Raw genomic sequence first — 24,922 nt, 5'->3', positions numbered from 1 at the left:
TGTATGTAACCTTTAGAAAAATACTTCTCCTTTCCGTTACAACAATAAACAATATTTTTGTTTCGCAATTCTAATAATTCAGTAATAAACAATTTATTCCTACGTCTTCCCAAAATAATTTTATTATTTTTTTATTGTGTGTTCACAGATTTTTCATATTTATATTCCTTTTGTTAGCCCGAAAATAAAAAATTGGAAAATGCGCCAAAGCATTGTTCAGAAAGTAATATTTGTTGAAATATGCTCTTCAAAATGGGAATTCTATGGATCTTCTTCGAACTGTTCAGTTAACAGCGCTAATGCGTGAGGCAATGGCAAGTGCACGTGATATTGATACGGCTGTCACAGCAGGACCAGGATTTCGCTGGGCTTTTACCGGTCCAATTGAAATCGCTGATTTTGGCGGACTGGATACATGGCAGCGTGTATTTGACAATATTGCACCCGATCTTGATTGAAGTAAGTCTGCTCCAGCGATCATTAGAGAGTTAGTTGAAGAAGGAAATTTAGGAATTAAAACTGGTCAAGGTAGTTATTCCGATGAAAAAACAAGTTCACAAAAGCTGAATAACCAAAGACGTCATTTTATCAAATTGGGGAAAATTCAGGCAGAGAATGAGTAAAGAAAAACCGCTTAATTTTAAATTTGGCATGTTTCTTGCATATATGAAAGGTTGTAAGAATTATTTGGAGGTGCAGTGAATGGATAAACTTATAGCTAGAGAAGAGATACCGTCCTTATTTAAAGATGGGATGACGATGATGGTTGGTGGATTTATGGGAGTAGGTACGCCACAGGAACTCGTAAATGTGTTGTTAGAGTCAACGATCAAGGATCTTACTTTAATCGCAAATGACACCGCTTTCATTGAAGCAGGGGTAGGCCCATTAATTTTAAACAAACGCATCAATAAAGCAATTGTTTCCCATATAGGGACGAACCCGGAAACTGGACGGCAAATGATTGCTGGTGAGTTGGCGGTTGAACTGGTGCCACAAGGTACATTGGCTGAACGGGTACGTGCCGGCGGTTCAGGACTCGGCGGAGTGTTGACGCCAACAGGGGTTGGAACCGTGGTAGAAGAAGGGAAAGAGAAAATGATCGTGGATGGCCGGGAATTTTTGCTGGAGAAACCGCTTCGTGCGGATATTGCACTTCTCAAAGCATTTAAGGCAGATAAAGCTGGAAATCTTGTCTACCACCGATCTGCCAGAAATTTTAATCCTGTCATGGCGTTGGCAGCAGATAGGGTAATAGTTCAGGTAGATCAAGTGGTTGAGATTGGGGAAATTGATCCTGATGAAGTCATGACGCCAGGGATTTTGATCGACAAAATCTATGTTTGTGGAGGTTGCCGATAATGGTTAGGACTCAATTAAACTCTAAACAAGTCATTGCCGCCCGTGTTGCAAAGGAGCTGAAAGATGGAGATGTCGTAAACTTGGGAATCGGCCTTCCGACGATGGTGCCCAACTTTTTACCGCCAGAGGTAAATGTCATCCTTCAATCTGAAAACGGATACATTGGTCTTGGGCCGATTGAGGGTGAAGTGGACCCTGATCTTGTGAATGCAGGGGGACAGCCAGCAAGCATCCTGCCGGGAGGAGCCTTCTTTGACAGTCTTTTCTCCTTTGAATTAATTCGCGGGGGGCATGTAGATGTAACCGTTCTGGGCGGTTTAGAAGTTGATCGTAAAGGAAACCTGGCCAACTGGATGGTTCCCGGAAAGATGGTTCCCGGTATGGGGGGTGCGATGGATCTCGTAACGGGTGCCAAGAAGGTCATTGTGGCAATGGAGCACACTGCAAAAAATGGCTCCTCGAAAATACTTGAACAATGCAGACTGCCTTTGACCGGAAAAGGAGTGGTCAATCTGATTGTAACCGAGTTGGCTGTATTTCGTGTAACAGAAGAGGGACTTCTTCTTGAGGAACTTCAGGCAGGCGTTGATTTGGAAACAATAAAAGAAAAAACAGAAGCATCATTTAAAGTTAAACCAGCTATTCTACCATATGAATAGAAAAAGAATCGGAAGGGGAAATGAACCATGCGTGAAGTGGTCATTGTCAGTGCTGTACGTACGGCAATAGGCAGTTTTATGGGGGCATTAAGCAAGACACCGGCTACTGAATTGGGGGCAATTGTCATTAAAGAAGCGATCAAACGAGCGAATTTGAAGGGAGAGCAAGTGGATGAAGTCATCATGGGCAATGTTCTTCAAGCGGGATTGGGGCAGGGGCCTGCCCGTCAGGCTTCTTTAAAGGCTGGACTGCCGATTGAAGTGACATCGATGGCAATCAATAAATTATGCGGTTCGGGGTTAAAAGCAGTCCATCTCGCTGTCCAGGCTATTCAAACGGGAGATGCAGAAATCGTGGTGGCTGGTGGAATGGAAAATATGAGTCTTGCTCCTTATCTATTACTGGAAGGGCGAACCGGCTTGCGGATGGGTGATGGCAAGCTTTTGGACAGCATGATTCAGGATGGTCTCCAGTGCGCGATAAATGAGTACCATATGGGAGTTACTGCTGAAAATATTGCTGAGCAATACGGTTTAACGAGAGAAGAGCAGGATGAATTTTCTGCATGGAGTCAGCAAAAGACAGAAAGGGCGATCAAAGAGGGAAGGTTTGAAGCCGAAATTGCCCCTGTTGTTATTCCGCAGCGGAAGGGTGAGCCGATTATTTTTGCTAAAGATGAATTCCCTCGCTCCGGCGTTACAACTGAAAAGCTGGCAAACTTAAAGCCAGCCTTTAAAAAGGGTGGCACGGTTACAGCTGGAAATGCTTCCGGCATCAATGATGGAGCGGCTGCGTTGGTTCTAATGAGCAGAGAAAAGGCAGAAGAACTCGGAATTAAGCCGATGGCAGTAATTTGCGGCAGTGGAACTGCTGGCGTTGATCCTAAAATTATGGGAATTGGACCTGTTCCGGCAACGAAAAAGGCATTGGAAAGAGCGGGTCTCACGATAAATGACATTGATCTGGTTGAAGCAAACGAAGCTTTTGCTGCCCAATCACTGGCGGTCGCCAGAGAACTGCAGATTCCCTCTGATAAACTAAACGTTAACGGCGGGGCAATTGCCTTGGGACATCCGATTGGAGCAAGCGGTGCCCGAGTGCTTGTTACCCTGCTCCACGAAATGAAACGTAGAGGTTCTCATTACGGATTGGCCACACTCTGCATTGGTGGTGGCCAAGGAATTGCGACAATTGTCGAGATGGAAAACTAAATTTGGTAAGGTTATTCCGTGAATAGGGAAAATTCCGAATTTTCGGAATAATATTCTTCCGCAAATAAGGAAACTATGAAATTACGGAATAACACTCTTCCGCAAATAAGGAAACTATGAAATTACGGAATAACACTTTTCCACAAATAAGGAAACTACGAAATTACGGAATAACACCCTTCCGCAAATAAGGAAAATTCCGAATTTGCGGAAAAAAATTCTTTCATAAATCAGGAAAATCCGTTTTTTATGCCTTATGGATCATTAAAAATCTCTTAGAGATCATTTATTCATTTGGCACAAAAATTGCATTTGTATCATGTGAACAAATTTCTTGAAAAAAGGAGGCTTGTTTTTGAAAACGCTTTCTACGGAGATGGGAGAGAAAGTTTACAAAATTTAGCGAGGGGGAATCATATGGAACTGTTTATCATTTTATTATCACTCGGTCTATTAATGTTTGTAGCTTATCGTGGTTTTTCAGTTATTTTGTTCGCTCCGATTGCGGCATTTTTGGCAGTTGTTTTGACAGATCCAAGTAATGTACTGCCGTTCTTTTCAGGTATTTTTATGGAGAAAATGGTTGGATTTATAAAATCCTATTTTCCTGTGTTTTTGTTGGGAGCGATTTTTGGCAAAGTTGTAGAAATGTCAGGGATTGCAGAATCCATAGCGAAGACAATTGTTCGACTGCTGGGAGCCAAAAGAGCAATGCTGACAATCGTTTTATTAGGTGCTATTTTAACCTACAGCGGGGTTAGCTTATTCGTGGCAGTATTCGCAATTTATCCTTTTGCTGCGCAAATGTTCAAGCAAGCCGATATTCCAAAAAGACTCATTCCTGGAACGATTGCTCTAGGGGCTTTCACCTTCACGATGGATGCATTGCCGGGAACACCACAGATTCAAAACGTAATCCCAATTGCTTTTTTTAAAACAGATATTTACGCCGCACCGACTCTGGGCATACTTGGCGCAATTTTTGTATTCGTTGTCGGCTTATTGTACTTGGAAATGAGAAGAAGAAAAGCCGAAAGAGCGGGCGAAGGTTACTATGGGTTTGACAAAGAAACAGCAGCAGGAATTGAAACAAATGAACTGGCTGTACCGGACTTAACTACACAGCTATCGGTTAGTAAGCAAGTTCTGGCTTTTATTCCCCTTATACTAGTAGGGGTTACAAACAAATTATTTATCACCTATATTCCAAAGTGGTATCCAAAAGGCTTTGATTTTTCAGCAATTGGTTTGAAAGCGTATACAGTTGATGTAACGGCTTCTGCTGCCATTTGGGCAATCGAAATGGCACTTATTGTCGGGATTGTAACAACTTTGGCTTTCGACTGGAAACGGGTTACCCGCAATCTGAAAGAAGGTTTGAATCTCAGCATTGCCGGAGCTCTTTTGGCAACGATGAATACGGGTTCTGAGTATGGATTTGGGGGTGTAATTGCATCACTTCCCGGATTTGCAAAAGTAAGTGACGGGATTTCAAACACCTTTACAAATCCTCTCGTCAATGGCGCCGTAACAACAAGCACATTGGCCGGGATCACCGGATCAGCATCAGGAGGTATGGGGATTGCCCTTGGAGCGATGGCTGACAAATATAATCAGGCAATTGCTGCTGCCAATATTCCGCCAGAAGTTATGCACCGTGTAGTTGCAATGGCATCGGGCGGCATGGATACACTGCCGCATAATGGCGCCGTTATCACCCTCCTTGCAGTTACAGGTTTGACACACAAACAATCCTACCGGGATATATTCGCAGTAACGATTATCAAAACAATTGCCGTCTTTGTGGTGATCGGCCTTTATACATTATTCGGTATAGTTTAAGAGAAAAGAGGAGAGAACGATGGTCAAGTCATTGGAAGGAAAAGTTGCATTTATTACAGGATCGGCAAGCGGCATTGGGCTGGAAATTGCCAAAACGTTTGCCGAGGAAGGCGCCAAGGTTGTTATTTCTGATTTGAATAAGGAAAAAAGCGAGCAAGTTGCTGAAGAGCTAAAAGAGAATGGGTATGAGGCACTTTCGGCACCATGTGATGTAACCGATGAAGAGGCATTTAAACATAGTCTTGATCGGGCAGTAAACGCGTTTGGAACAATTGATATTTTAGTGAACAATGCAGGGATGCAGTATGTTGCGCCCATCGAGGAGTTTCCAACCTCAAAATTTGAATTGCTGGTGAAAATTATGCTAACAGCCCCTTTTATCGGCATTAAGAATGTTTTTCCGATAATGAAAAAACAAGGATATGGAAGAATCATCAACATGGCGTCCATAAATGGCGTGATCGGCTTTGCCGGCAAAGCAGCCTATAACAGTGCAAAGCATGGAGTGATCGGATTAACAAAGGTGGCTGCGCTGGAAGGTGCTGCTGAAGGAATTACTGTTAATGCACTATGTCCGGGCTACGTGGATACACCCCTTGTCCAGGGACAGTTGAAAGATCTTGCCACAACCAGGAATGTACCACTGGAAAGTGTGCTTGAAGAAGTCATTTATCCGCTCGTCCCGCAAAAAAGATTATTATCTGTAGGGGAAATTGCGGAATACGCGTTATTTTTAGCAAGCGATAAAGCAAAAGGGGTTACCGGTCAAGCAGTAATTATTGATGGGGGGTATACGGTACAATAAAATTATAAAGGAATCCTGATGATAAAAGGGTTGCTGCATTAGTCCGATTCATGGATAATATTATTAAGCTATCCGATGAACTTCAGACCAAATTCGAACGCGAAATAATTGAAGAGTGGGAGGGCGGATTCATGCTTTCTTATGATGAAGAAATCAAAGATCAAGGTAAAAAGGAAGGAATAGACCAAAGTATCAGTGTCATCAAAATGTTAATGAAACAAAGACCGATAGAGGAAATCGCTAAAAAATTAAATCTTTCAGTTGATGAGGTAGCAAAAATTAGAGATAAGTTCTACCAGTAAAATTGGCTGTGTAAGTCCGAAATTTTTTTCGGACTTTTTATTTTTTACCAAAAATACCCAAAAGTGAACAAGACAAGTTTCATTGTTACTAGGAGCATTAAGCCACATAATCCCTTTGTTCTTTGGTATAATTACATTAACGAAATTAAGAGAGAGGTGGTTTAATGGCATGTCAGGGGTTTAAAAACATTCCTTATAGTTGGCATGAACAAATTATTGATCTACTTGCAGAAAGAATTGTGGTTGTAGATCGGGAAGGAAATATCCTTTACATAAATGAAGCTTATTGTGAGTTTTTGGGAACCACTGTGGAAAAAGCGCTTAATGAGCCTGTATACGAAGTAATTGAAAATTCACGAATGCATATTGTTGCCAAAACAGGGAAAAAGGAGCTTGCGGCCGTTCAGCCGATTAACGGAAGTGAAATGATCGCAAACCGCTATCCGCTCTATGAAAATGGGGAGATTGTTGGAGCACTGGGGACAGTAATGTTTCGGAATCCGGAAGAATGGCGGATGTATAAAAGTAAAATTCAGCGACTTGTCGAAGAATTACGATATTATAAAACGAAGGTTCAATCCGAATATAAAAGCAAACATGACTTTAGTCATTTAATTGGGAATAGTCCCCTTTTTGTTGCTGCAAAAAAGCTTGCTGAACGAGTTTCTGAAAGCGCTTCCTATATTTTGATCATTGGAGAATCCGGGACTGGAAAAGAATTGTTTGCCCATTCAATTCACAATAACAGTGATCGTTCAGGTATGCCATTTGTGGCGGTCAATTGCGCTTCTATACCGGAGCATTTACTCGAGTCGGAACTGTTCGGTTATGAGGAGGGAGCTTTTACCGGTGCAAAAAAAGGCGGTAAGAAAGGGCTGTTTGAAATAGCCAACAATGGAACCCTTTTTTTGGATGAAATCGGTGATATGCCGATTGCCATGCAAAGTAAGCTTTTGCGAGTTTTGCAAGAAAGAGAAATCCATCGGGTTGGTGGGCAAAAGTCCATCGCCGTTGATGTCAGGATCATTGCGGCAACTCATCGAGATTTGGACAAAATGGTTGCAGAGGGTCACTTCCGTCAAGATTTGTATTATCGGCTGAATGTCATAAAAATAGAAATCCCACCATTAAGAAAACGAAAAGAGGACATCGAGCTCATCGCTATGAATTTATTGAAAAAGTTGGAAGGGAGATTTTTTCGCAAAGGAATTGAACTTTCTCAAGAAGTAAAGGGAAAACTTACTCAGCATTCATGGCCAGGTAACATTCGCGAACTGGAGAATGTATTGGAGCGTTCAATCAATGTTTTGGATGGACAAGTAATCGAGTTAGACCATCTCCCACTTTACTTAAGAGAGCAAGAATCCCCCCATCACGACGAAAAGAAAAAGAGTAAAACATCCAACATCATGCCTGATTTTTCTACTATTCCCGTTCAACCTTTGAAAGAAACACTTGCCGCAGTTGAAAAACAAGCAATTGAAAATGCCCTAGCCTTTACGAAGGGGAACAAACTGGAAGCAGCAAAATATTTGGAAATGAGCAAAACCAGTTTCTATGAAAAATGCAAACTATATAATTTATAAGCTGGATTGTTATTGGAATGAGGTATTTGTTCCTGTTTTTTTCGATACAGTTCAATAAGTGCAACCATGGTAACGAATCGGCGGCATTGACTACTGAAGAAAAAAGGTCCTATCGGTCACTGAGAGAGGTGCTCAAAGCCCGATAAGGAGGAGAAATGGCTTTATCGGTCACTGAGAGAGTCACTCAAAGCCCGAAAAAGAGGAAAAAGGCAGTTTCCAATTCCATAAAAAGGAACTGGGAACTACCTTTTCGTTCTCCTCGATGGGATTGCGCGCTCTCCTAAAAAGCCGCTAGTTCTATCTCAACACATTAAAATACCGCGCTTCTGGGTGGGCAAAGACGATGGCGGTTACCGATGCTTCCGGTTCCATCATAAAACCATCGGTCAACTCGATGCCAATATCCTCTGGACGAATCAAAGCAAATAATTTTTGCTGATCTTCCAGTTCAGGGCAAGCCGGGTAGCCAAAGGAATAGCGCTGGCCTTGATAATGAGCGGCAAACCGATCCTGCATCGTGAAATCGATTGGATCCGGGAAGCCCCAGCGGTCGCGCATTTGCCGGTGGATGAGCTCGGCAAAACCTTCTGCTGACTCAAGTGCCAATGCTTGCAGCGCATGGCTTTCCAGGAAGCGGCCATCCTGCTTGAATTGATCCGCTCTTTCGCGAATTCCTTTTCCTGCCGTAACGGCGAAAAATCCGACATAATCCATCATCCCGCTGTCTACTGATTTGAGGAAATCGGCCAAACATAAATGCGGTGCTGATTCTTGTCTTGGAAAATCGAAAACTTGCAAAATCTTTTCCGGCTGATCTGGATCATAGATGAGAACCTTGTTCCCATCCGATTGCGCCGGGAAAAATTGATAAACGGCCGCCGGAGTGATCCAGCCTTGCGAACTTGCATCGGCAATCAGGCCATCGACTACTTCTTTAATTTTCAATACTTTCTCATCTTTCTCAGCGAGCAATTTTGCAACCTTTCCTTTTACGCCAAGATGGTGGCCAAGCAGCATTTGCATGTTAATATAGGGCTCAATATGAGAAAGTGAGTATGATTTTAAAATATGCTTTTTCAAATCTTTTGGGACGAAAACAGGAACTTCGGTAGAAACAGCCGGCTTCGGCTTTACAGCAACAGAAACAGCCGAACGTCTCAGGCTTTCGGTGCCCTTGCTCAGTTCCTCGGCTTTTGCCTTTTTCTCAATCATTAATTTTTCGCGATCATCGGGAGACTGGAGCTGGTTGGCAAGGGATAAACCTGTCATCGCATCCTTTGCATAAAGCACAAGGCCGTCATATTCTTTTGAAATTTTCGTATCGGTGAATTTCCTTGAAAGCGCAGCGCCCCCGACCAATATCGGCAGGGAAATTCCGGCTTCCTTCATATCCTGTGCGGTCAGTACCATTTGCTGCGCCGATTTTACCAACAATCCGCTCAGACCGACGATATCCGGCTGTTCAGCCCGAATCGCTTTGATTAACTCTGCAGGTGCAACTTTAATCCCTAAATCCCGAACATCATAGCCATTGTTGCTCAAAATGATGTCAACCAAATTTTTGCCGATGTCATGGACATCCCCTTTTACCGTTGCTAAAAGGACTTTTCCTTTCGAAGCGGAAACATCGCCTTTTTCCATATGCGGTTCCAAATGAGATACTGCGGCTTTCATCACTTCAGCACTTTGCAGAACCTCGGCAACAATTAATTGGTTGTCATTGAACAGCCGACCGACTTCCTTCATCCCGTCCATCAACGGTCCATTGATGATATCAAGCGGGGCAGGATACGACTGCAATGCCAAATCCAAATCCGGCAGTAAACCTTCCTTTGTTCCTTCCACAACATAATAGGCAAGCCGTTCTTCCAAAGTCATCGATGGCTTTGTGGCCTTTGATTCTTTCTTTTTACCGCGGTAAAAATCCGTAAACTTCGCCAGTGTTTCATCGGTTGTCTTAAATAAAAGATCTTCTGCCAAGGCAATTTCTTCTTTGGAGATTGAAGCAAACCGCTCCAATTTTTCCGTATTGACGATTGCGTAATCAAGGCCTGCTTGGGTACAGTGATAAAGAAAAACGGAATTTAAAATTTCCCGTCCGACAGGCGGCAGTCCGAATGAAACGTTGCTGACGCCAAGGATTGTCTGGCACTCAGGAAATTTTTCTTTGATTAACCGGATGCCTTCAACCGTTGCTTTAGCCGAGCCGATATACTGCTCATCACCCGTTCCCACTGGGAAAACGAGCGGGTCGAAAATAAGATCCTGCGGTGTAAGGCCATATTTGTGAACCAGCAATTCATAAGAGCGCTCAGCAATTTCCAGCTTGCGTTCAGCGGTTACACCCATTCCTTTTTCGTCAATCGTCCCAACAACAACGGCGGAGCCGTATTGGTGAATGAGCGGAACAATCGCTTGAAAGCGCTCCTCGCCATCCTCAAGATTAATCGAGTTAATGATTGCTTTCCCTTGGGAAAACTTCAGTGCTTTTTCGATTACTTTTTCATCAGTCGAATCGATTACGAGCGGAACTTTGACTTTTTTAACAACCTCTTTAATAAAATTTTCCATATCTGTTATTTCATCGCGGTCGGGATCGGCAAGGCAAACATCGATTACGTGAGCGCCTCCCTTCACTTGGGCGCGGGCAACTTCAGCGGCTTCTTCAAACTTTCCTTCCGAAATCAATCGTTTAAATTTTCGCGACCCAATCACATTTGTCCGTTCACCGACCATTATCGGCCGCAAAGTAGGATCATCGTAGATAAACGGTTCAATCCCGGAAACCATGTGAACGGAAGCTTGTTTTGTTTCTCGAGGCTGATAGTTTTTCATCGCTTTGGATATTTCCCGAATATGTTCTGGTGTCGTTCCGCAGCAGCCGCCGACAATGTTTAACCAGCCATGGTCGGCAAAATCTGCGAGTTTTTTCGCTAAAATTTCCGGCGTTTCGTGATAATGTCCTTCTTCGTCAGGCAAGCCGGCATTTGGATAACAGCTGACTGCAGTGGAAGCGAGATCCGACAATGAGCGGACATGATCCTGCATAAACTCAGGGCCTGTGGCACAGTTCAAGCCGACCGCAATCGGGTTCATGTGTTCGACAGAAATATAAAAAGATTCGATTGATTGTCCAGCCAAGGTTGTCCCCATCGGTTCAATGGTTCCGGAAATCATTAAGGGAAGTTTTTTCCCAGTCTTTTCAAATGCCCGCTTGATTCCCAAATAACCTGCTTTCACGTTTAGCATATCTTGGCTTGTTTCGAGCAAAAGCAAGTCCACTCCGCCATCGATTAGGCCGATCGCTTGCTCTTCATATGCGGCCGCCAGCGCATCAAAGGTAGTGCCGCCAGTAACGCTTAGCGTCTTTGTTGTTGGCCCCATCGAACCGGCAACATAGCGGGGCCAGTCGTCAGTGGATGCCTGTTGGGCTGCGCGAACCGCAATCAGCGCAGCAATTTTATTGAGTTCATATGCTTTATAGCCAAGGCCATATTCATCGAGGACAAGACTAGTTGCGCCGAACGTATTTGTTTCAATAATATCGGCCCCGGCTTCCAAGTATTCCTGATGGATTTTAGCAATAACCGAAGGAGCGGTGAGATTAAGATGTTCATTGCAGCCTTCATATTGTTCGCCTCCAAAATCTTCAGCGGTTAAGTTTGCTTGTTGCAACATCGTTCCCATTGCTCCGTCCATGACAAGAATGCGCTTTTGCAGTTGTTCAATGATTGGTGTTTTCGGCATATCTCTTCCTCCTTAAGTCATTCGCATGCTGACGGGTATAGAAGGCTAATTCTGTTGTCAGTTCATAGCGCAAAAATGGTGTGATCAAATAAATGCCATTAAATAACTCGAGCGCGGCATCAATTAACGATTTGGTTACATCGATTCCTTCGCGGGCTGCCTGAAGCGGATCGTCGTTGAAGCGGAACATCCGCTCCCGAATCTGTTCGGAAATTTTTATCCCTGGCACTTCATTGTGCAGGAATTCAGCATTTTTACTGCTTAACAATGGCATCAATCCAATATAGATTGGTGCATCCAGATGTTTGGTGTGATCATGGATTTCCCGCAATTTTTCTTCGGAAAAAACAGGCTGGGAAATAAAGTAATCCGCTCCGGCAGTTATTTTTTTCTCGAGCCGCTGTACGGCCTTTTCCAGTGAACGAACGTTTGGGTTAAAGGCTGCTGCAATGCTAAAGGCGGTTTTTTCGCCAAGGTCTTTGCCGGATATGGACAAACCGTTATTCATTTGCTTCATCATTTGGATTAAGTCAAATGATGACAGATCATAAACGGATGAGGCTCCGGGAAAATCGCCGACTCGTGCCGGGTCGCCGGTTATCGCTAGCACATCATGCATCCCAAGCGTGTGAAGTCCCATCAAATGGGATTGCATTCCGATAATATTGCGATCCCGGCAGGAAATGTGAATGAGCGGCCGCATTCCGAGTTTGGTTTTCACCAAATAGCCGAGTGATTCGTTTGAAATCCGGATCGAAGCAAGCGAATTATCAGCTAATGTAATCGCATCAATGCCAGCTTCTTTCAGCGCCTTTGCCCCTTCGAAAAATTTATCGGTATTCAGTTTCCGTGGCGGGTCGAGCTCAACAATTACCGACGGGCTTTCTTTTACCATTTCCTCAAGGCGGGGGAAATCGCGTTTGGCTGGGGGTGATTGAACAGCGATTTTTGTGTCGGTTCGTTTTACTGTCTTCTCTGTTACTGGAGCCGCGTTTTTTAGTTCCGCGGCAATTGCGCGAATGTGTTCCGGCGTAGTCCCGCAGCAGCCGCCAAGCAAGCGGACTCCTTCGTTTCGAAAAGCTTGAGCCGAGCGGCGGAAGTATCCAGCGTCACTTTCGTAATGAAATTTCCCGTCAAGGTAGAAAGGCAGGCTCGCATTTGGATAAGCGGATAAAAAGGCCTTTTTCGGCAGTTCAACTTGCTCAAGTGTTAGCAGCATGTGGTGTGGTCCAAGCCGGCAGTTCAAACCGACTACGTCTGCGCCAAGGCTCTCCAATCGTTTGAAGGCTTCGTTGACGGGCGTTTGATCCTGTAAAATCCCGGGTTCATGAAGCGAGACTTGAGCGATCAGTGGCAGATTGGTTTCCTTGCGGGCAATGGCTACCACCGTTTCGAGCTCTTTTAGATCGTAAAAGGTTTCTAAAAGAATGCCATCGACACCTTCAAGCAGCAGACAATACAATTGTTCACGGAAACTACGTTTAATTTCTTCAAGCGCAATTGAACTTGGCTTTATACCGCGATTGCCGCCCATTGTTCCAAGCACAAAAGTCCCGGTTCCAGCAGCTTGTTTTGCGTTCCGGACAGCCGCACTGTTGATTTCTTTGACAGAATCCTCCAAGCCGTAGCGCTGCAGTTTTAAATAATTGGCCGCATACGTGTTCGTTTGAATCACATCGGCGCCAGCATCAATATATGCCTGATGAATCGCTTGAATTTGCTCCGGTTTGGATAGATTCAATTCTTCAAGGCAGGAGTCTTTACCATAACTATAAAGCAATGTCCCCATTGCCCCATCAGCAATCAACATTTGTTTTTCTAATTTTTGTAAAAAGCTCATACGTTTTCTCCTGGTAAAACAAGCTGCTTTTGCCGTACATGCTCTAGTGCTTGTGAAAAATCATTGATCAAGTCATCCGGATTTTCGAGTCCAACCGATAAGCGGAGCAGGCTGTTTTGAATGCCGCGCTTTTCCCGTTCAGTTTGCGGCATTGCTGCATGCGACATTTTGGCAGGATAGGACAAAATCGATTCCACTGCGCCAAGGCTTACAGCAAAAACCGGAATCTTGACATGTTTGACAAAGATTCGTAAGGCTTCTTCATTTTCCAATTCAAACGATAGCACTGCTCCCGGTCCGTCAGCCTGTAAGGTTTGCACCTTATGCTGCGGATGATTTTTCAAGCCGGGAAAATAAACTGCAGGTACAAGTGGATGGTTTTCGAAAAACTCGGCAAGCTTCTCCGCTGATTTTTGCGATTGTTCCAGACGGACATGAAGCGTTTTTAATCCGCGAAGAACAAGCCAGCAATCCTGTACCCCTAAAACAGCTCCAAATGAATTTTGCAAAAAACCGAGCCTTTTTGCTAAAGCTTCATCTTTCACAACTGCAAGCCCGGCAACGACATCGCTATGGCCGGATAAAAACTTCGTCGCGCTGTGAAGGACAATATCGGCCCCAAGCTCAAGCGGCTTTTGCAAAAGCGGAGTTAAAAAAGTGTTATCGACAAAGGTCAAGGCGCCAATTTCTTTCGCTATTTTGCTGATTGCCTGAATATCGGTTACCTTTAACAGTGGATTGGATGGTGTTTCAACATAAAAGGCTTTTGTATTTGGTTGGATTGCCTGTTTTACTTCTTCCAAATTAGTCATATCAACAAATGTATGTTCAATCCCGAACCGCGATAGAACCTCTGTCACCATTCGGAAGGTCCCGCCATATACATCCTCAGTAATTACCACATGGTCGCCTGAAGAAAGGAGGAGGAAGGCGGTTGAAATGGCCGCCATTCCGGAAGAAAAGGCAAATCCTTTCACACCGCCCTCGAGCTCCGCAATGACATCTTCCAGTGCTTCTCTTGTTGGATTCAGGCTCCGGCTGTAGTCATATTTGCCAAACTGGTCGATTTCGAACTGATGAAACGTTGAGGCATGCTGAATTGGTACGCTGACCGCGCCGTTTGTTGGATCAAATTTATGACGGTTATGAAGGAGCTTTGTTTCAAAGCTGAATTGTTCGTTTTTCATCATGCGTTCACTCCTTGTTTTACATTGGCAAAAGCTTGCTCAAGATCGGAAATTAAATCGGCTGCATCTTCAATTCCAACAGAAAAGCGCAACAGGCGATTGCAGACACCGGATTGAATCCGGATTTCTTCCGGGATGTCCGCATGGGTCTGAGTTGCCGGATAGGTGATCAAGCTTTCCACGCCTCCTAGGCTTTCAGCAAAAGTGATCAATGACAGGCCTTGCAAAAATGGGTTGACCCATGTTTCATCTTTTACACGGAAAGAAAGCATCCCGCCCCTTCCCGGATACAGAACATCAGTGACTCCTTCATGCTGGGAAAGGTATTCGACGATTTGCTTTGCGTTTTTTTCATGCTGTTTCATTCGCAATGCCAAAGTCTTCATCCCGCGCATAAGCAGCCATGAATCGAATGGACTGAGGACACCCCCGGCACCATTATGGTAAAGGGCTAGCGATTCACAAAGCTCCTTTCCTTTGGCAACGATCAACCCCGCGAGTACATCATTGTGTCCGCCTAAATATTTGGTTGCGCTGTGAATGACAATATCCGCACCAAGTTTGATCGGCTGCTGCAATAGCGGGGTATAAAATGTATTGTCAACGATTAACAGGATTCCGTGTTCTTTGGCAATTTTCGCAACGGCCGCAATATCCGTCTGCTGCATAAGCGGATTGGTGGGCGTTTCAAGAAAGATGGCCTTTGTATTTCGGGTAATCTTTTTTTCGATTTCATCGATATTGCTGGTATTAACATAGTGAGCGGTCAAGCCCCATTTTTTATAGCCTTGTTCAAGCAGGCGGTAGGTTCCACCGTATAAGTCTTCGCTTACGAGCCACTCATCGCCAGATTGAAAGAGCGATAGGATGGTAAAAATGGCAGCCATGCCCGAACTACAGGCAAAACCTTGATCCCCGCCTTCTAAATCAGCAATTGTTCTTTCAAGAAGCTGGCGGGTAGGATTTCCTGTCCGGCTATAATCAAACCCGGTCGATTGCCCAATCCCTTCATGCCGGTAGGCTGTTGAAAAATAGATTGGCGGATTCACTGCACCGGTTGCTGTTTCGCTGCGGTTCCCAATTTGAGCTAATTTTGTTTCTAATTTGTACATGACGATCACTCCTTGAAAGTTATAGTTGTTTTTTGTAAATAAAAAAAGTCTTCTATAAGAAGAAGACTTTTGTCATTGTGCGAACGCAGCCGTCTTCTTATCTCCCAAGTTACGCTGATAACTTGATGGACTTAGCACCTTTTCAATCTATAAAACAATTGAAGGTTGCTGAGGTGTCATTGGGCCATTCCCTCGACCTCTCTTGATAAGAAATCAAATATTTTTACTTTTCTTTAAAATTTACTACAATTCTTTGGGAGATGTCAATAATTAATTTGAAAATTAAGTTTGTTAGTGATTGCCAAAACGTATTTCTTAGCAATTTAGGAGCCTGATGCGATTAGAAAAGAGGTCGCTTCTTTGTTACTTGATGTTGCGTCGTGACGCATGAACGGAAAAAAAGCGAGTGATCGCGTCATGAGAAGTGTCGTTATGACGCGGAAACGGAAAAAAGGAGAGTGATCGCGTCATGAGAATTGTGTTCATGACGCATGAACGGAAAAAATCCAGACAAGCGCGTCATGAGAAGTGTGTTCATGACGCATGAACGGAAAAAAAGCGAGTGATCGCGACATGAGAAGTGCCTTCATGACGCATGAACGGAAAAAATGCAAGCAAGCGCGACATGAGAGAGGTGTTCATGACACGGAAACGGAAAAAAAGTGAGTGATCGCGACATGAGAAGTGTGTTCATGACGCATGAACGGAAAAAATCCAGGCAAGCGCGTTATGAGAGAGGTGTTCATGACGCGTAAACGGAAAAAAGGCGAGTGATCGCGTCATGAGAAGTGTGTTCATGACGCGTAAACGAAAAAAAAGGCGAGTAATCGCGTCATGAGAGAGGTTTTCATGTCGCGTAAACGGAAAAAAAGCGAGTGATCGCGTCATGAGAAGTGTGTTCATGGCGCATGAATGGAAAAAATGCAGGCAAGCGCGACATGAGAAGTGTGTTCATGACGCGTAAACGGAAAAAAAGCGAGTAATCGCGACATGAGAAGTGCCTTCATGACGCATGAACGGAAAAAATGCAAGCAAGCGCGTCATGAGAAGTATCTTCATGACGCATGAACGGAAAAAATGCAGGCAAGCGCGTCATGGGAAGTGTGTTCATGACGCGGAAACGAAAAAAAAGGCGAGTAATCGCGACATGAGAAGTGCCTTCATGACGCATGAATGGAAAAAATCCAGGCAAGCGCGACATGAGAGAGGTGTTCATGACGCGTAAACGAAAAAAAAGCGAGTGATCGCGACATGAGAAGTGTCGTCATGGCGCATGAACGGAAAAAATGCAGGAAAGCGCGACATGAGAGAGGTGTTCATGACGCGTAAACGGAAAAAAAGCGAGTGATCGCGACATGAGAAGTGCCTTCATGACGCATGAACGGAAAAAATGCAGGCAAGCGCGTCATGAGAGAGGTGTTCATGACGCGTAAACAGAAAAAAAGCGAGTGATCGCGACATGAGAAGTGTGGTCATGACGCGTAAACGAAAAAAAAGCGAGTGATCGCGTCATGAGAAGTGTCGTCATGACGCATGAACGGAAAAAATGCAGGCAAGCGCGTCATGAGAAGGAACCATTACTTCCAGTTATTAGCGGTGTGGCAGGAATTGAGCAGGCAGTTCGAGAATTAAATATTGATCATATTTTGATTGCGATTCCTTCTTTAAGCAAAAAAGAATTGAATGTCATTTTTCAAGAATGCGCAAAAACGGCAGTAAAAACACAAATTTTGCCAATTCTTGAGGATTTATGACAGGAAAAGTATCCGTACAGCAGTTTCGCGATGTCGAAGTAGAAGATTTATTGGGAAGAGAACCGGTTCAAATGGACATAGAAAGTATTTCGGAATATATTACAAATAAGGTGGTGCTTGTTACGGGGGCAGGCGGTTCGATTGGTTCCGAAATTTGCCGGCAACTTACTTGAAGAGATTGGCATTGAATTTTCAGGGATTCGTCCAGGTGAAAAACTTTTTGAAGAATTGTTAAAGCCGGATGAGGTTCATGAACAGCAGATCTATCCAAAAATCAATATCGGCAAGAAGGCAGAAATCTTTTTAGAAGAAATTGAGGAGATTATCGCGACATTTGAAACTATGGAACAACAGGAACTAAAGGAAAAACTGATCCACCTTGCCAATCATAAAGCAATCACCAAACCATTATTATCTGTTTCTGTTTAAAGGAGTGTACGAGAAATGAAAGTACGAAAAGCCATTATCCCTGCAGCCGGGTTAGGAACGAGATTCCTTCCGGCCACAAAAGCAATGCCGAAAGAAATGTTGCCGATTGTCGACAAGCCGACAATCCAATATATTGTTGAAGAAGCCGTTGCCTCCGGAATTGAAGACATCATTATTGTGACAGGAAAAGGAAAGCGGGCAATTGAAGACCACTTCGACAATTCTTTTGAACTTGAACACAATTTATTGGAAAAAGGGAAAATGGATTTACTGGATGAAGTTCAAAAATCGTCCCGACTTGTAGACATTCATTATATCCGTCAAAAGGAACCAAAAGGATTGGGGCATGCGATTTGGTGTGCGCGCAAATTCATTGGCGATGAGCCGTTTGCCGTTTTGCTCGGCGATGATATTGTGCAGGCAAAAAAACCGTGCCTTCAGCAATTAATGGAACAATATGAAAGATATAATGCTTCCATTCTGGGTGTCCAGTCTGTAGCAGACGAGGAAGTTTCCCGCTACGGGATTGTTGACGCCCAGGCCATCGGTGAGCGCTTCTACAGTGTCAACAGCCTTGTTGAAAAGCCGAAGCAGGAAGAAGCACCGTCCAATCTCGCCATTCTTGGACGCTACATCTTAAGCCCGAAAATTTTTGAAATTTTAGGGGAACAAAGTCCTGGCGCCGGCGGTGAAATTCAACTGACCGATGCCATTTCGACATTGAATCAATTTGAAGCGGTTTACGCCTATGATTTTGAAGGAACTCGCTATGATGTCGGTGAGAAAATGGGCTTTATTCAGACGACGATTGAGTTTGCCTTAAAGCGCGAGGATTTGCGCACAGAGTTAATTGAATATCTTTCAGAGGTTCTCGAAAAAGAACTGATGAAAGAACGTACAAAAGGCTGATTAACATGGCACAAAAAGTTCTTTTTGTTGCTACTGTCGCTGCCTTAGTTAAAATGGTTTAAAGAACAAGGGTGGGAAGTCGATGTAGCGGCAGCTGGCAGTTTAGAGCTGCCATTTGTCGATAAAAAATTTTCGCTCCCGATTCAAAGGGCTCCGTTTCACAAAGAAAATTTCAAGGCATATCAACAGCTGAAAAGCTGATTGATGCAAACCAATACGAAATCGTCCACTGCCACACCCCAATGGGTGGAGCTCTTGGCCGTTTGGCGGCACGACAAGCACGAAAGCAAGGAACAAAGGTTCTTTACACCGCCCACGGTTTTCATTTTTTTAATGTGGCACCGTTCGTGAACTGGCTTGTTTATTATCCAATTGAAAAAATCTTCTCAGCGGTTACGGATTGTTTGATTACAATTAATCATGAAGATTTTCAGCTGGCGCAGCGACACCGTTTCAAGGCTGAGCAAATCAAACATGTTCATGGAGTAGGAGTGAATACGGAACGTTTTCATCCAATCGATCGCGAGCATAAACTTCGGCTGCGGACAACATACGGCTACCAAGAGCAAGATTTTTTAATGATTTACGCTGCGGAATTTAATCAAAACAAGAATCAACAGCTTTTACTCAAAGCATTAGCCAAAATTAAGGACCAGATCCCACAAGCAAAATTGCTGCTTGCGGGAAATGGTCCTCTTTTATTGGATTGCAAGCAGCTGGCGGCTCAGCTTGGGATCGATCAAAAGGTTGAGTTTTTAGGCCAACGCCAAGATGTTGAACAGCTTTTAAAAATAAGTGATCTGGCTGTGGCCTCAAGCCTCCGCGAAGGGCTGCCCGTCAACATTATGGAAGCCATGGCCTGCGGGCTTCCGGTTGTGGCAAGTGATAATAGGGGGCATAGGGAGCTGGTTGAAGAAGGTGTTGGTTGATATCTAATTCCTGCTGAAAAATCAACTTTAGTTGGCGAAAGAATAATAGAAATCTACCAGCCTAATGCTCTTCGTAAAGAAATGGGTTTGAAGAGTGAAAAAAGGATGAGAAAGTATTCATTAACGAAGGTTGGTACGAAAGTTTTCGAAATTTACTCATCCCTGAATTATTCATAGCTTCAATCTAAATCGACCCAAAATGTAGTGTTGACAAGAAGTAAAATGTTCTTCACCCAAAAGGTGAAGTCTAAAAACATGAAAAAAGCCCCATTTTTGGTAATGTCATAGGTGACTAAGCCAAAACAAAACCAAGAAGGGGGCTTCTCCATGACTAGTTTAAACGAACATACAGATGAGCTTCTTTTCCAATTCACCTTTATTGTGACAAACATGAATTTGTCCCCTAAGAATGTTACGAAGCTTTATTTCAATCGGGGGACAATGGAAAACTACATTGCCTTTGGTAAAATGACTAGCACCGAATTTGAACGTAATGCTTGTAAGTTACTAATCGCCATTATATAACCTTCACAATGGATTTAAAAGATTATGTTTACCAGATTCCATGAACACAAAACAGATTGATTCTGTTCGCCTACAACTCATCAAGATTGCAGGGAAAATCGTAAGATCGGTCGTTATCTTACGTTTAAGCTGTCAAACCATAGCTTGTATAAGAAAGAGTTCATGGAAACCTTGAGTAGACTTCAGATACAGGTTTATCGATACTCGATTATTACATCTTCTAAAGGTAAACGAGTTGTCTTGAATGCTGGTGCAGCTGCCTTTCCAACTGCAATCAAAACAATGGGAAAATAGCGATCGTCCACTTTGTATTTTTGAACAAATTGGTGTTTGTCAAAGCCGCCCATTGGAACCGTATCGTAACCTTTAGCTTTTGCAATTAACATAAGCTGCATGGAAACAAGTCCAGCATCAAAAGAAGCAATATTTTTCCGCACTTCTTCTGGTACATTTGGGTATAATCTATTTGTACTTTCAATTAAGCGGGTCATGTTGGCTTCATCCATAAATCCTGCTTCAAAAGCTCCGCGATACACTTTTTCTACGCTTTTATACATTTCTTTATCGCCCAAAATCGCAATAATAGCCGATGCTGTCTCCACCTGCTCTTGATTGTTTGCAATCGCTCGAAGCTCCTTTTTAGCCTCTTTGTCTTGGAAAACCATAAATCTCCAAGGCTGAAGATTGCTAGAGGATGGAGCTTGGATTGCTTCCTGTAGCATATCATTTATTTCCTCTTGTGAAATAGTAAAGACCGGATCATATTTTCTGACAGAATGACGTTCTTTTATCACTTCAGATAAACTTTTTGTTAAAACATTCCGCATCGTACTAGCCTCCTATGAATTCTCTAAAATAGCTGTAACAACAACACATTATACTACATAGAGAATCATTGTTCTATGAATCAGTATTACCTATTCATTAAGCTATCGATGAGATGCCCCATTTCTAAATCTGTTTCCTTATTTTCCCCGCAGTATCCGTTTTCGTTAAAAAGGGTTTTACCCCCTTTTTTAGCTAAACCTTTTTAATAGTAACCTTTAAAATAGAACTACCTATTGTCTTGATTAAAAGAGAATTTTCATCAACAATTGAAATTAGGGGTTGTACCATTTCAGATTTTAATGTGGTGCATAAAACATAGGGATCTAATGTTTTTAAGTTGTGGGTAATCGTAGCAGAATAACCATCACTTGTTTGCTGCAAAATCACGCTTGTTTTGTACGTGTTTGTTGGATCATATCCGACAAAGATGCCCGGATCTTCAACAGGAAGATGGATGTTTATATACTCATTATTTGCTGAAATCAATTGAATCATTGGATTGATGTTATTGTAATAAATGAAATCAAGTGGGGCAGTTCCAGTGTACTTGAGGCTAGAATCTTTTAAAAACAGCGTAAAAACTGAGGATATACCTGCAGTTTTGTCGTGATGAATCAGGTGAGCGAAACTTGAATTTGCAATTTCGATCCTACAGTGGCTCAGCTTAATCATTCCGCTTGGCTGATTAAAGTCGGTAGCAAAAAGATAGCTCATTGTAGCTGAATAAAGCTCGCAATTTTCAAGGGTCGTTGTTGCCGGAAAACCGACAGTGTTGATATTGCCGACTTTAACGACTGTATCAGTGAATTTAGAATTTGATATAGATACTTCCCGATCTTTTGTCCCGAAAATTAGATTTATTAACGTCGAGTTCGTATATTCACAATCATAAATCAAGATTTTTTCCCTTTTGGTTGCTCCATTTTGCGTCTGCAGGGAAATGCGCAAATTATGAAAAGTGCAGCCCTTTTGGTTATACACTCTTATCAGAAAGTCCCTAACGGTGGTTGAATCAAAAATACAATTTTCTATTTTGTAGGCAGAAATAGATGGGGTTCCGGAAACTTGATCATATTTGATTCGATTGCTGTAAAAAGATTTATTGATAGTACTTGAACCCAAATAGATAGAATCTACATCTACAAAATGATTATTTGCCACATTTACTTGATAACTATCCGTAGCATCAACAGAAAATTTTCCTCCTTGGAAGCTGTTTTCCAATATATTAACCAATGCATTTCTAAAATCAGTAGTCATGAAACCGATGGTGGTCGGGCAGTTATTCATGACATTTCCTCTAATATTTGCGTATAGTAAACTATATAGATTGATAGCAATCGAATCAATATTATAAATATGGTTATTTTCGATCTGAATGGAATAGCAGCCAACGAGTATCCCATGATTGCTTCCATATATTAAATTGTTTCGAATTATACAGTTGTCACCATAAGAATCTTCTTGATTAATTGCATACCTTGTTGGGTCACTAAAGAAAGGCTTTCCATCTAAGAAGCTGTTGCTTCCCTTGCCGTTGTCTCTAATGGTGTTGTGCTGTACCACATTGTAGCTTCCGCCAAGTGAAATGCCGCCTCTTTTGTCCGTTGTAGATTTCACTATGTTCGACAACATTATGGTGAGGAATTAAGCCGAATTTTAATGAAAGTTGAATATTTTTGGCTGGATTTGTTTCGTTTTGAAAGACCATTCTCATTTTTGTGGCTCCAAGCGGAATGGAGATGTCCGTATAGATTTTGCGCTTTTTTAGGACGCCGATAAAGCGATTATCTGTTCTGTAAAAAAAGACATCAACTTCTCTTGACGTTAAATTGGTTAATCTTGAATATCCTGCACCCGCCATTAAAAAAGAATGAAAACCTTCTGGAACAGTAATAAATCCTGTTGCCAAAGTATTTGTCGATGGAACGATTTGCCCAGTTGGATAATCGATTGAATTTAAGGTTAAGTACATATTAAACTCTACCAATTCTCTAATAGCCGAGCTTGAAAAAGTAATATTATCACCCATATAATCCCTGACAATACAATTCTTTACCGAACAATATTTTGTACTTCTTTGAAAGACAACCCCATAGGTATGCTCCATTTTTCGTTCAGCATTTAAATTTGAGAAGCTCCTGTCATCCCGATCTCCGATAATAGTACCGCCAGTTAGATGAGCATTCGTGACATTGTCGAATACAATGCTGTTGCCTTTGAAATTGTAGTAATCGGTGGTGGTTCGGTTGTCAAAAGGCGATTTTCTGTCAGAATCGTAGAGAACTTTTAAAGTGGAGCTGTTTAAATCAAAAGTCAAATGGCTGGCCATTTTAATTTCTCTCGGGTAACAGAGTGCATACTCTCCCCTTGGCAGAATTATGCCAGAATAGCCATTATTATATGCGTATTGGATAGCATTGTTGATCCCCTGAATATTTGCATCCGCCATAAAATAATCCGCATCTGTGTAAGGTTTTGATGGAATTCCTTGTTTAATGTTCCACTTGTTAAGATCGATGAGATACAATTTTATCTCCCCTTTAGTTGAAAATTAAAACCTTTTTTTAAAAAAGTCTTCAGTGTTTACGCGTCATTGAGATATCATATGAACAGACACATTCTTTGATTGCACATGTTGTTTAGGGGAAATCGTGGAAAAAATTTAGAATGTTTAGAATGAATGAAAGACCAGTGCAAAAAATAGCATTAGAAAGGGGTTTTGAAATATGAAACTAGCCTTTATCTCCGACATTCACGGCAATGCGGCTGCTCTAGAAGCAGTGTTGGCCGATATCAAGCAAAGAAAGGTTGATCGGGTTTTGGTGCTGGGGGATTTGTGCTATCGCGGGCCGGAGCCAAAGCGGGCTCTAGAACTGGTTCGTGCGTTAAAAACAGATGTTATCAAAGGAAATGCGGATGAGTGGGTGATTCGGGGAGTCGAAAAAGGAGAAGTTCCGGATCAGGCACTTGAGATGATGAACAAAGAGCGAGAGTGGATCCGAAAGAAGCTAGATGAAGAGAGCATCGATTACCTGCGGAAGCTGCCGAATGATTTGCAGTTGGAATCAGAAGGTGTGAAGATTCATGCTTTCCATGCGACGCCTGCAAGTTTGTTTGATGTTGTTCTTCCTGATGAAAACGATGAAACCATCATTTCAAAAATGATGGTGAAAGAGGCGGATGTGTATGTTTACGCTCATATTCATAAGCCGTATGTCCGCTATCTGAACGGAAAATGCATCGTCAACATTGGGAGTGTTGGCCTGCCGTTTGATGGCATGAGAAAAGCCTCTTATATGATACTGGAACTTGAAAAAGGCTGTTTCCAAGCTTCCATCACCCGTGTTGGCTACGAAGTTGAAAAAGTGATCAAGCAATTGAAAGAATCGGACTACCCGAATACCGAACAGTTAACCAGTATTTTGAAAAATGCAAGAATATAATAAAGCCGTCTTCCTGTATTTTTTTATTAAAACATTGTCGAACCTTACCGATATAAGGAGTGAATACGTTCACTCCTTTTTTGAATCCTAAACTTCTATACTGGTAGGAAAGGTTAAATTGGCAAGCTTCATTTCACTCAGATAGGGAAATAAACACGGAGGATCCAAGAGAGGATCATTGCTAGAGAGAAATATTCCCGGTTAATAGAAGAAAATTTGGTGTTAAAGCTGCAACTGGAAACGATTCTTCCTGAGGCAAAAAAGAAAGAGGATTTTTCAAGGAAATTTATTGAATCGTTTCATTCGGAATTAACCAAGACCATTGATCAGCACGAAAAGGACAATAGCCAGCATCATGTAATGGGGAACTTAGTTACGAAAATTAAAGATCGTTTTGATAAAGTTTAAACGATTTAAGCCAGAGTTCCTTTGACAATTCGAAAGACCT

At 42.6% G+C, this 24,922-nt stretch carries 20 protein-coding genes, 2 pseudogenes and 1 riboswitch; of the genes and pseudogenes, 15 read left to right on the top strand and 7 right to left on the bottom strand.

Annotation, left to right across the window (positions count from 1 at the left end; translation table 11 throughout):
- Positions 1 to 263 precede the first annotated feature (263 nt).
- From ACQYAD_RS04610 to ACQYAD_RS04575, 8 genes are all read left to right on the top strand, one after another.
- Positions 264 to 458 (top strand): 3-hydroxyacyl-CoA dehydrogenase family protein, encoded by a 195-nt coding sequence (locus ACQYAD_RS04610; RefSeq protein WP_430235993.1) that lies wholly within the window; start codon positions 264 to 266, stop codon positions 456 to 458.
- Positions 459 to 702: 244 nt separating this feature from the next.
- Complete coding sequence (atoD, locus tag ACQYAD_RS04605; RefSeq protein WP_430235992.1) at positions 703 to 1,362, top strand: acetate CoA-transferase subunit alpha; 660 nt, start codon at positions 703 to 705, stop codon at positions 1,360 to 1,362.
- On the top strand, positions 1,362 to 2,021 hold the full coding sequence (locus ACQYAD_RS04600; protein ID WP_430235991.1) for a 3-oxoacid CoA-transferase subunit B: 660 nt from the start codon (positions 1,362 to 1,364) through the stop codon (positions 2,019 to 2,021). Before atoD ends, ACQYAD_RS04600 begins: the two co-directional genes overlap by 1 nt.
- A gap of 27 nt (positions 2,022 to 2,048) precedes the next feature.
- A complete protein-coding gene (locus ACQYAD_RS04595; protein ID WP_430235989.1) occupies positions 2,049 to 3,233 on the top strand; it encodes an acetyl-CoA C-acetyltransferase in 1,185 nt (394 codons plus the stop codon).
- A 417-nt stretch (positions 3,234 to 3,650) separates the two neighbouring features.
- A complete protein-coding gene (locus ACQYAD_RS04590) occupies positions 3,651 to 5,075 on the top strand; it encodes a GntP family permease (RefSeq protein WP_430235988.1) in 1,425 nt (474 codons plus the stop codon).
- Positions 5,076 to 5,094: 19 nt separating this feature from the next.
- On the top strand, positions 5,095 to 5,880 hold the full coding sequence (locus ACQYAD_RS04585; protein WP_430235987.1) for a 3-hydroxybutyrate dehydrogenase: 786 nt from the start codon (positions 5,095 to 5,097) through the stop codon (positions 5,878 to 5,880).
- Between the two features lie 131 nt (positions 5,881 to 6,011).
- On the top strand, positions 6,012 to 6,182 hold the full coding sequence (locus ACQYAD_RS04580; RefSeq protein ID WP_430235986.1) for a helix-turn-helix domain-containing protein: 171 nt from the start codon (positions 6,012 to 6,014) through the stop codon (positions 6,180 to 6,182).
- Positions 6,183 to 6,346: 164 nt separating this feature from the next.
- A complete protein-coding gene (locus ACQYAD_RS04575; protein ID WP_430235984.1) occupies positions 6,347 to 7,768 on the top strand; it encodes a sigma-54 interaction domain-containing protein in 1,422 nt (473 codons plus the stop codon).
- Positions 7,769 to 8,065: 297 nt separating this feature from the next.
- On the opposite strand, the gene metH is transcribed toward ACQYAD_RS04575, so the two are convergent.
- From metH to ACQYAD_RS04555, 4 genes are read right to left on the bottom strand one after another with little or no spacing between them, the layout of a single operon-like run.
- Positions 8,066 to 11,515, bottom strand: a complete 3,450-nt coding sequence (gene metH, locus ACQYAD_RS04570) for a methionine synthase (protein ID WP_430235983.1) — start codon at positions 11,513 to 11,515, stop codon at positions 8,066 to 8,068.
- Positions 11,493 to 13,355 carry a bifunctional homocysteine S-methyltransferase/methylenetetrahydrofolate reductase gene (locus ACQYAD_RS04565; RefSeq protein WP_430235982.1) on the bottom strand — a complete coding sequence of 621 codons (1,863 nt, stop codon included), beginning with the start codon at positions 13,353 to 13,355 and terminating at the stop codon, positions 11,493 to 11,495. Before ACQYAD_RS04565 ends, metH begins: the two co-directional genes overlap by 23 nt.
- Positions 13,352 to 14,542, bottom strand: coding sequence for a cystathionine beta-lyase (gene metC / locus ACQYAD_RS04560; RefSeq protein ID WP_430236106.1), 1,191 nt, complete (start codon positions 14,540 to 14,542; stop codon positions 13,352 to 13,354). The genes ACQYAD_RS04565 and metC overlap by 4 nt, the downstream gene beginning before the upstream one ends.
- Positions 14,542 to 15,654: a methionine biosynthesis PLP-dependent protein gene (locus ACQYAD_RS04555; protein WP_430235980.1), complete on the bottom strand. Its 1,113-nt coding sequence runs from the start codon at positions 15,652 to 15,654 to the stop codon at positions 14,542 to 14,544. Before ACQYAD_RS04555 ends, metC begins: the two co-directional genes overlap by 1 nt.
- Positions 15,655 to 15,748: 94 nt before the next feature.
- Positions 15,749 to 15,866, bottom strand: a riboswitch (SAM riboswitch).
- A gap of 1,368 nt (positions 15,867 to 17,234) precedes the next feature.
- Here ACQYAD_RS04555 and ACQYAD_RS04550 point away from each other — a divergent pair.
- The 5 genes and pseudogenes from ACQYAD_RS04550 to ACQYAD_RS04530 form a co-directional block, all read left to right on the top strand.
- Positions 17,235 to 17,575, top strand: a pseudogene (locus ACQYAD_RS04550) (hypothetical protein); the annotation flags it as partial.
- The gene (locus tag ACQYAD_RS04545) at positions 17,526 to 17,837 is read left to right on the top strand and encodes a polysaccharide biosynthesis protein (RefSeq protein ID WP_430235979.1); all 312 of its coding nucleotides are present in this window, start codon (positions 17,526 to 17,528) and stop codon (positions 17,835 to 17,837) included. The pseudogene ACQYAD_RS04550 and the gene ACQYAD_RS04545, both read left to right, overlap by 50 nt.
- Positions 17,838 to 17,852: 15 nt before the next feature.
- Positions 17,853 to 18,746: a UTP--glucose-1-phosphate uridylyltransferase GalU gene (gene galU / locus ACQYAD_RS04540; protein ID WP_430235978.1), complete on the top strand. Its 894-nt coding sequence runs from the start codon at positions 17,853 to 17,855 to the stop codon at positions 18,744 to 18,746.
- A gap of 48 nt (positions 18,747 to 18,794) precedes the next feature.
- Positions 18,795 to 19,852, top strand: a pseudogene (locus ACQYAD_RS04535) (glycosyltransferase family 4 protein); the annotation flags it as partial.
- Positions 19,853 to 20,002: 150 nt separating this feature from the next.
- On the top strand, positions 20,003 to 20,200 hold the full coding sequence (locus tag ACQYAD_RS04530; RefSeq protein WP_430235977.1) for a hypothetical protein: 198 nt from the start codon (positions 20,003 to 20,005) through the stop codon (positions 20,198 to 20,200).
- A gap of 194 nt (positions 20,201 to 20,394) precedes the next feature.
- Here ACQYAD_RS04530 and ACQYAD_RS04525 read toward each other — a convergent pair whose 3' ends face one another.
- The 3 genes from ACQYAD_RS04525 to ACQYAD_RS04515 all read right to left on the bottom strand — a co-directional run bounded on the left by ACQYAD_RS04525 (position 20,395) and on the right by ACQYAD_RS04515 (position 23,558).
- On the bottom strand, positions 20,395 to 21,027 hold the full coding sequence (locus ACQYAD_RS04525) for a nitroreductase family protein (RefSeq protein WP_430235976.1): 633 nt from the start codon (positions 21,025 to 21,027) through the stop codon (positions 20,395 to 20,397).
- Between the two features lie 193 nt (positions 21,028 to 21,220).
- The gene (locus ACQYAD_RS04520) at positions 21,221 to 22,648 is read right to left on the bottom strand and encodes a hypothetical protein (RefSeq protein ID WP_430235975.1); all 1,428 of its coding nucleotides are present in this window, start codon (positions 22,646 to 22,648) and stop codon (positions 21,221 to 21,223) included.
- A complete protein-coding gene (locus tag ACQYAD_RS04515) occupies positions 22,572 to 23,558 on the bottom strand; it encodes a hypothetical protein (protein WP_430235974.1) in 987 nt (328 codons plus the stop codon). The genes ACQYAD_RS04520 and ACQYAD_RS04515 overlap by 77 nt, the downstream gene beginning before the upstream one ends.
- A gap of 199 nt (positions 23,559 to 23,757) precedes the next feature.
- Here ACQYAD_RS04515 and ACQYAD_RS04510 point away from each other — a divergent pair, with 199 nt between their 5' ends.
- Together ACQYAD_RS04510 and ACQYAD_RS04505 are read left to right on the top strand one after the other, a co-directional pair.
- The gene (locus ACQYAD_RS04510; protein ID WP_430235973.1) at positions 23,758 to 24,474 is read left to right on the top strand and encodes a metallophosphoesterase family protein; all 717 of its coding nucleotides are present in this window, start codon (positions 23,758 to 23,760) and stop codon (positions 24,472 to 24,474) included.
- A 219-nt stretch (positions 24,475 to 24,693) separates the two neighbouring features.
- The gene (locus ACQYAD_RS04505) at positions 24,694 to 24,882 is read left to right on the top strand and encodes a hypothetical protein (protein ID WP_430235972.1); all 189 of its coding nucleotides are present in this window, start codon (positions 24,694 to 24,696) and stop codon (positions 24,880 to 24,882) included.
- Positions 24,883 to 24,922: the final 40 nt, after the last annotated feature.

It is taken from the genome of Neobacillus sp. SM06 (assembly GCF_050496765.1).
Taxonomy (GTDB): Bacteria; Bacillota; Bacilli; order Bacillales; family Cytobacillaceae; genus JAEVLT01.
Note: the sequence above shows the minus strand (reverse complement) of the source record. Positions and strands in the feature narration are given on the sequence as shown.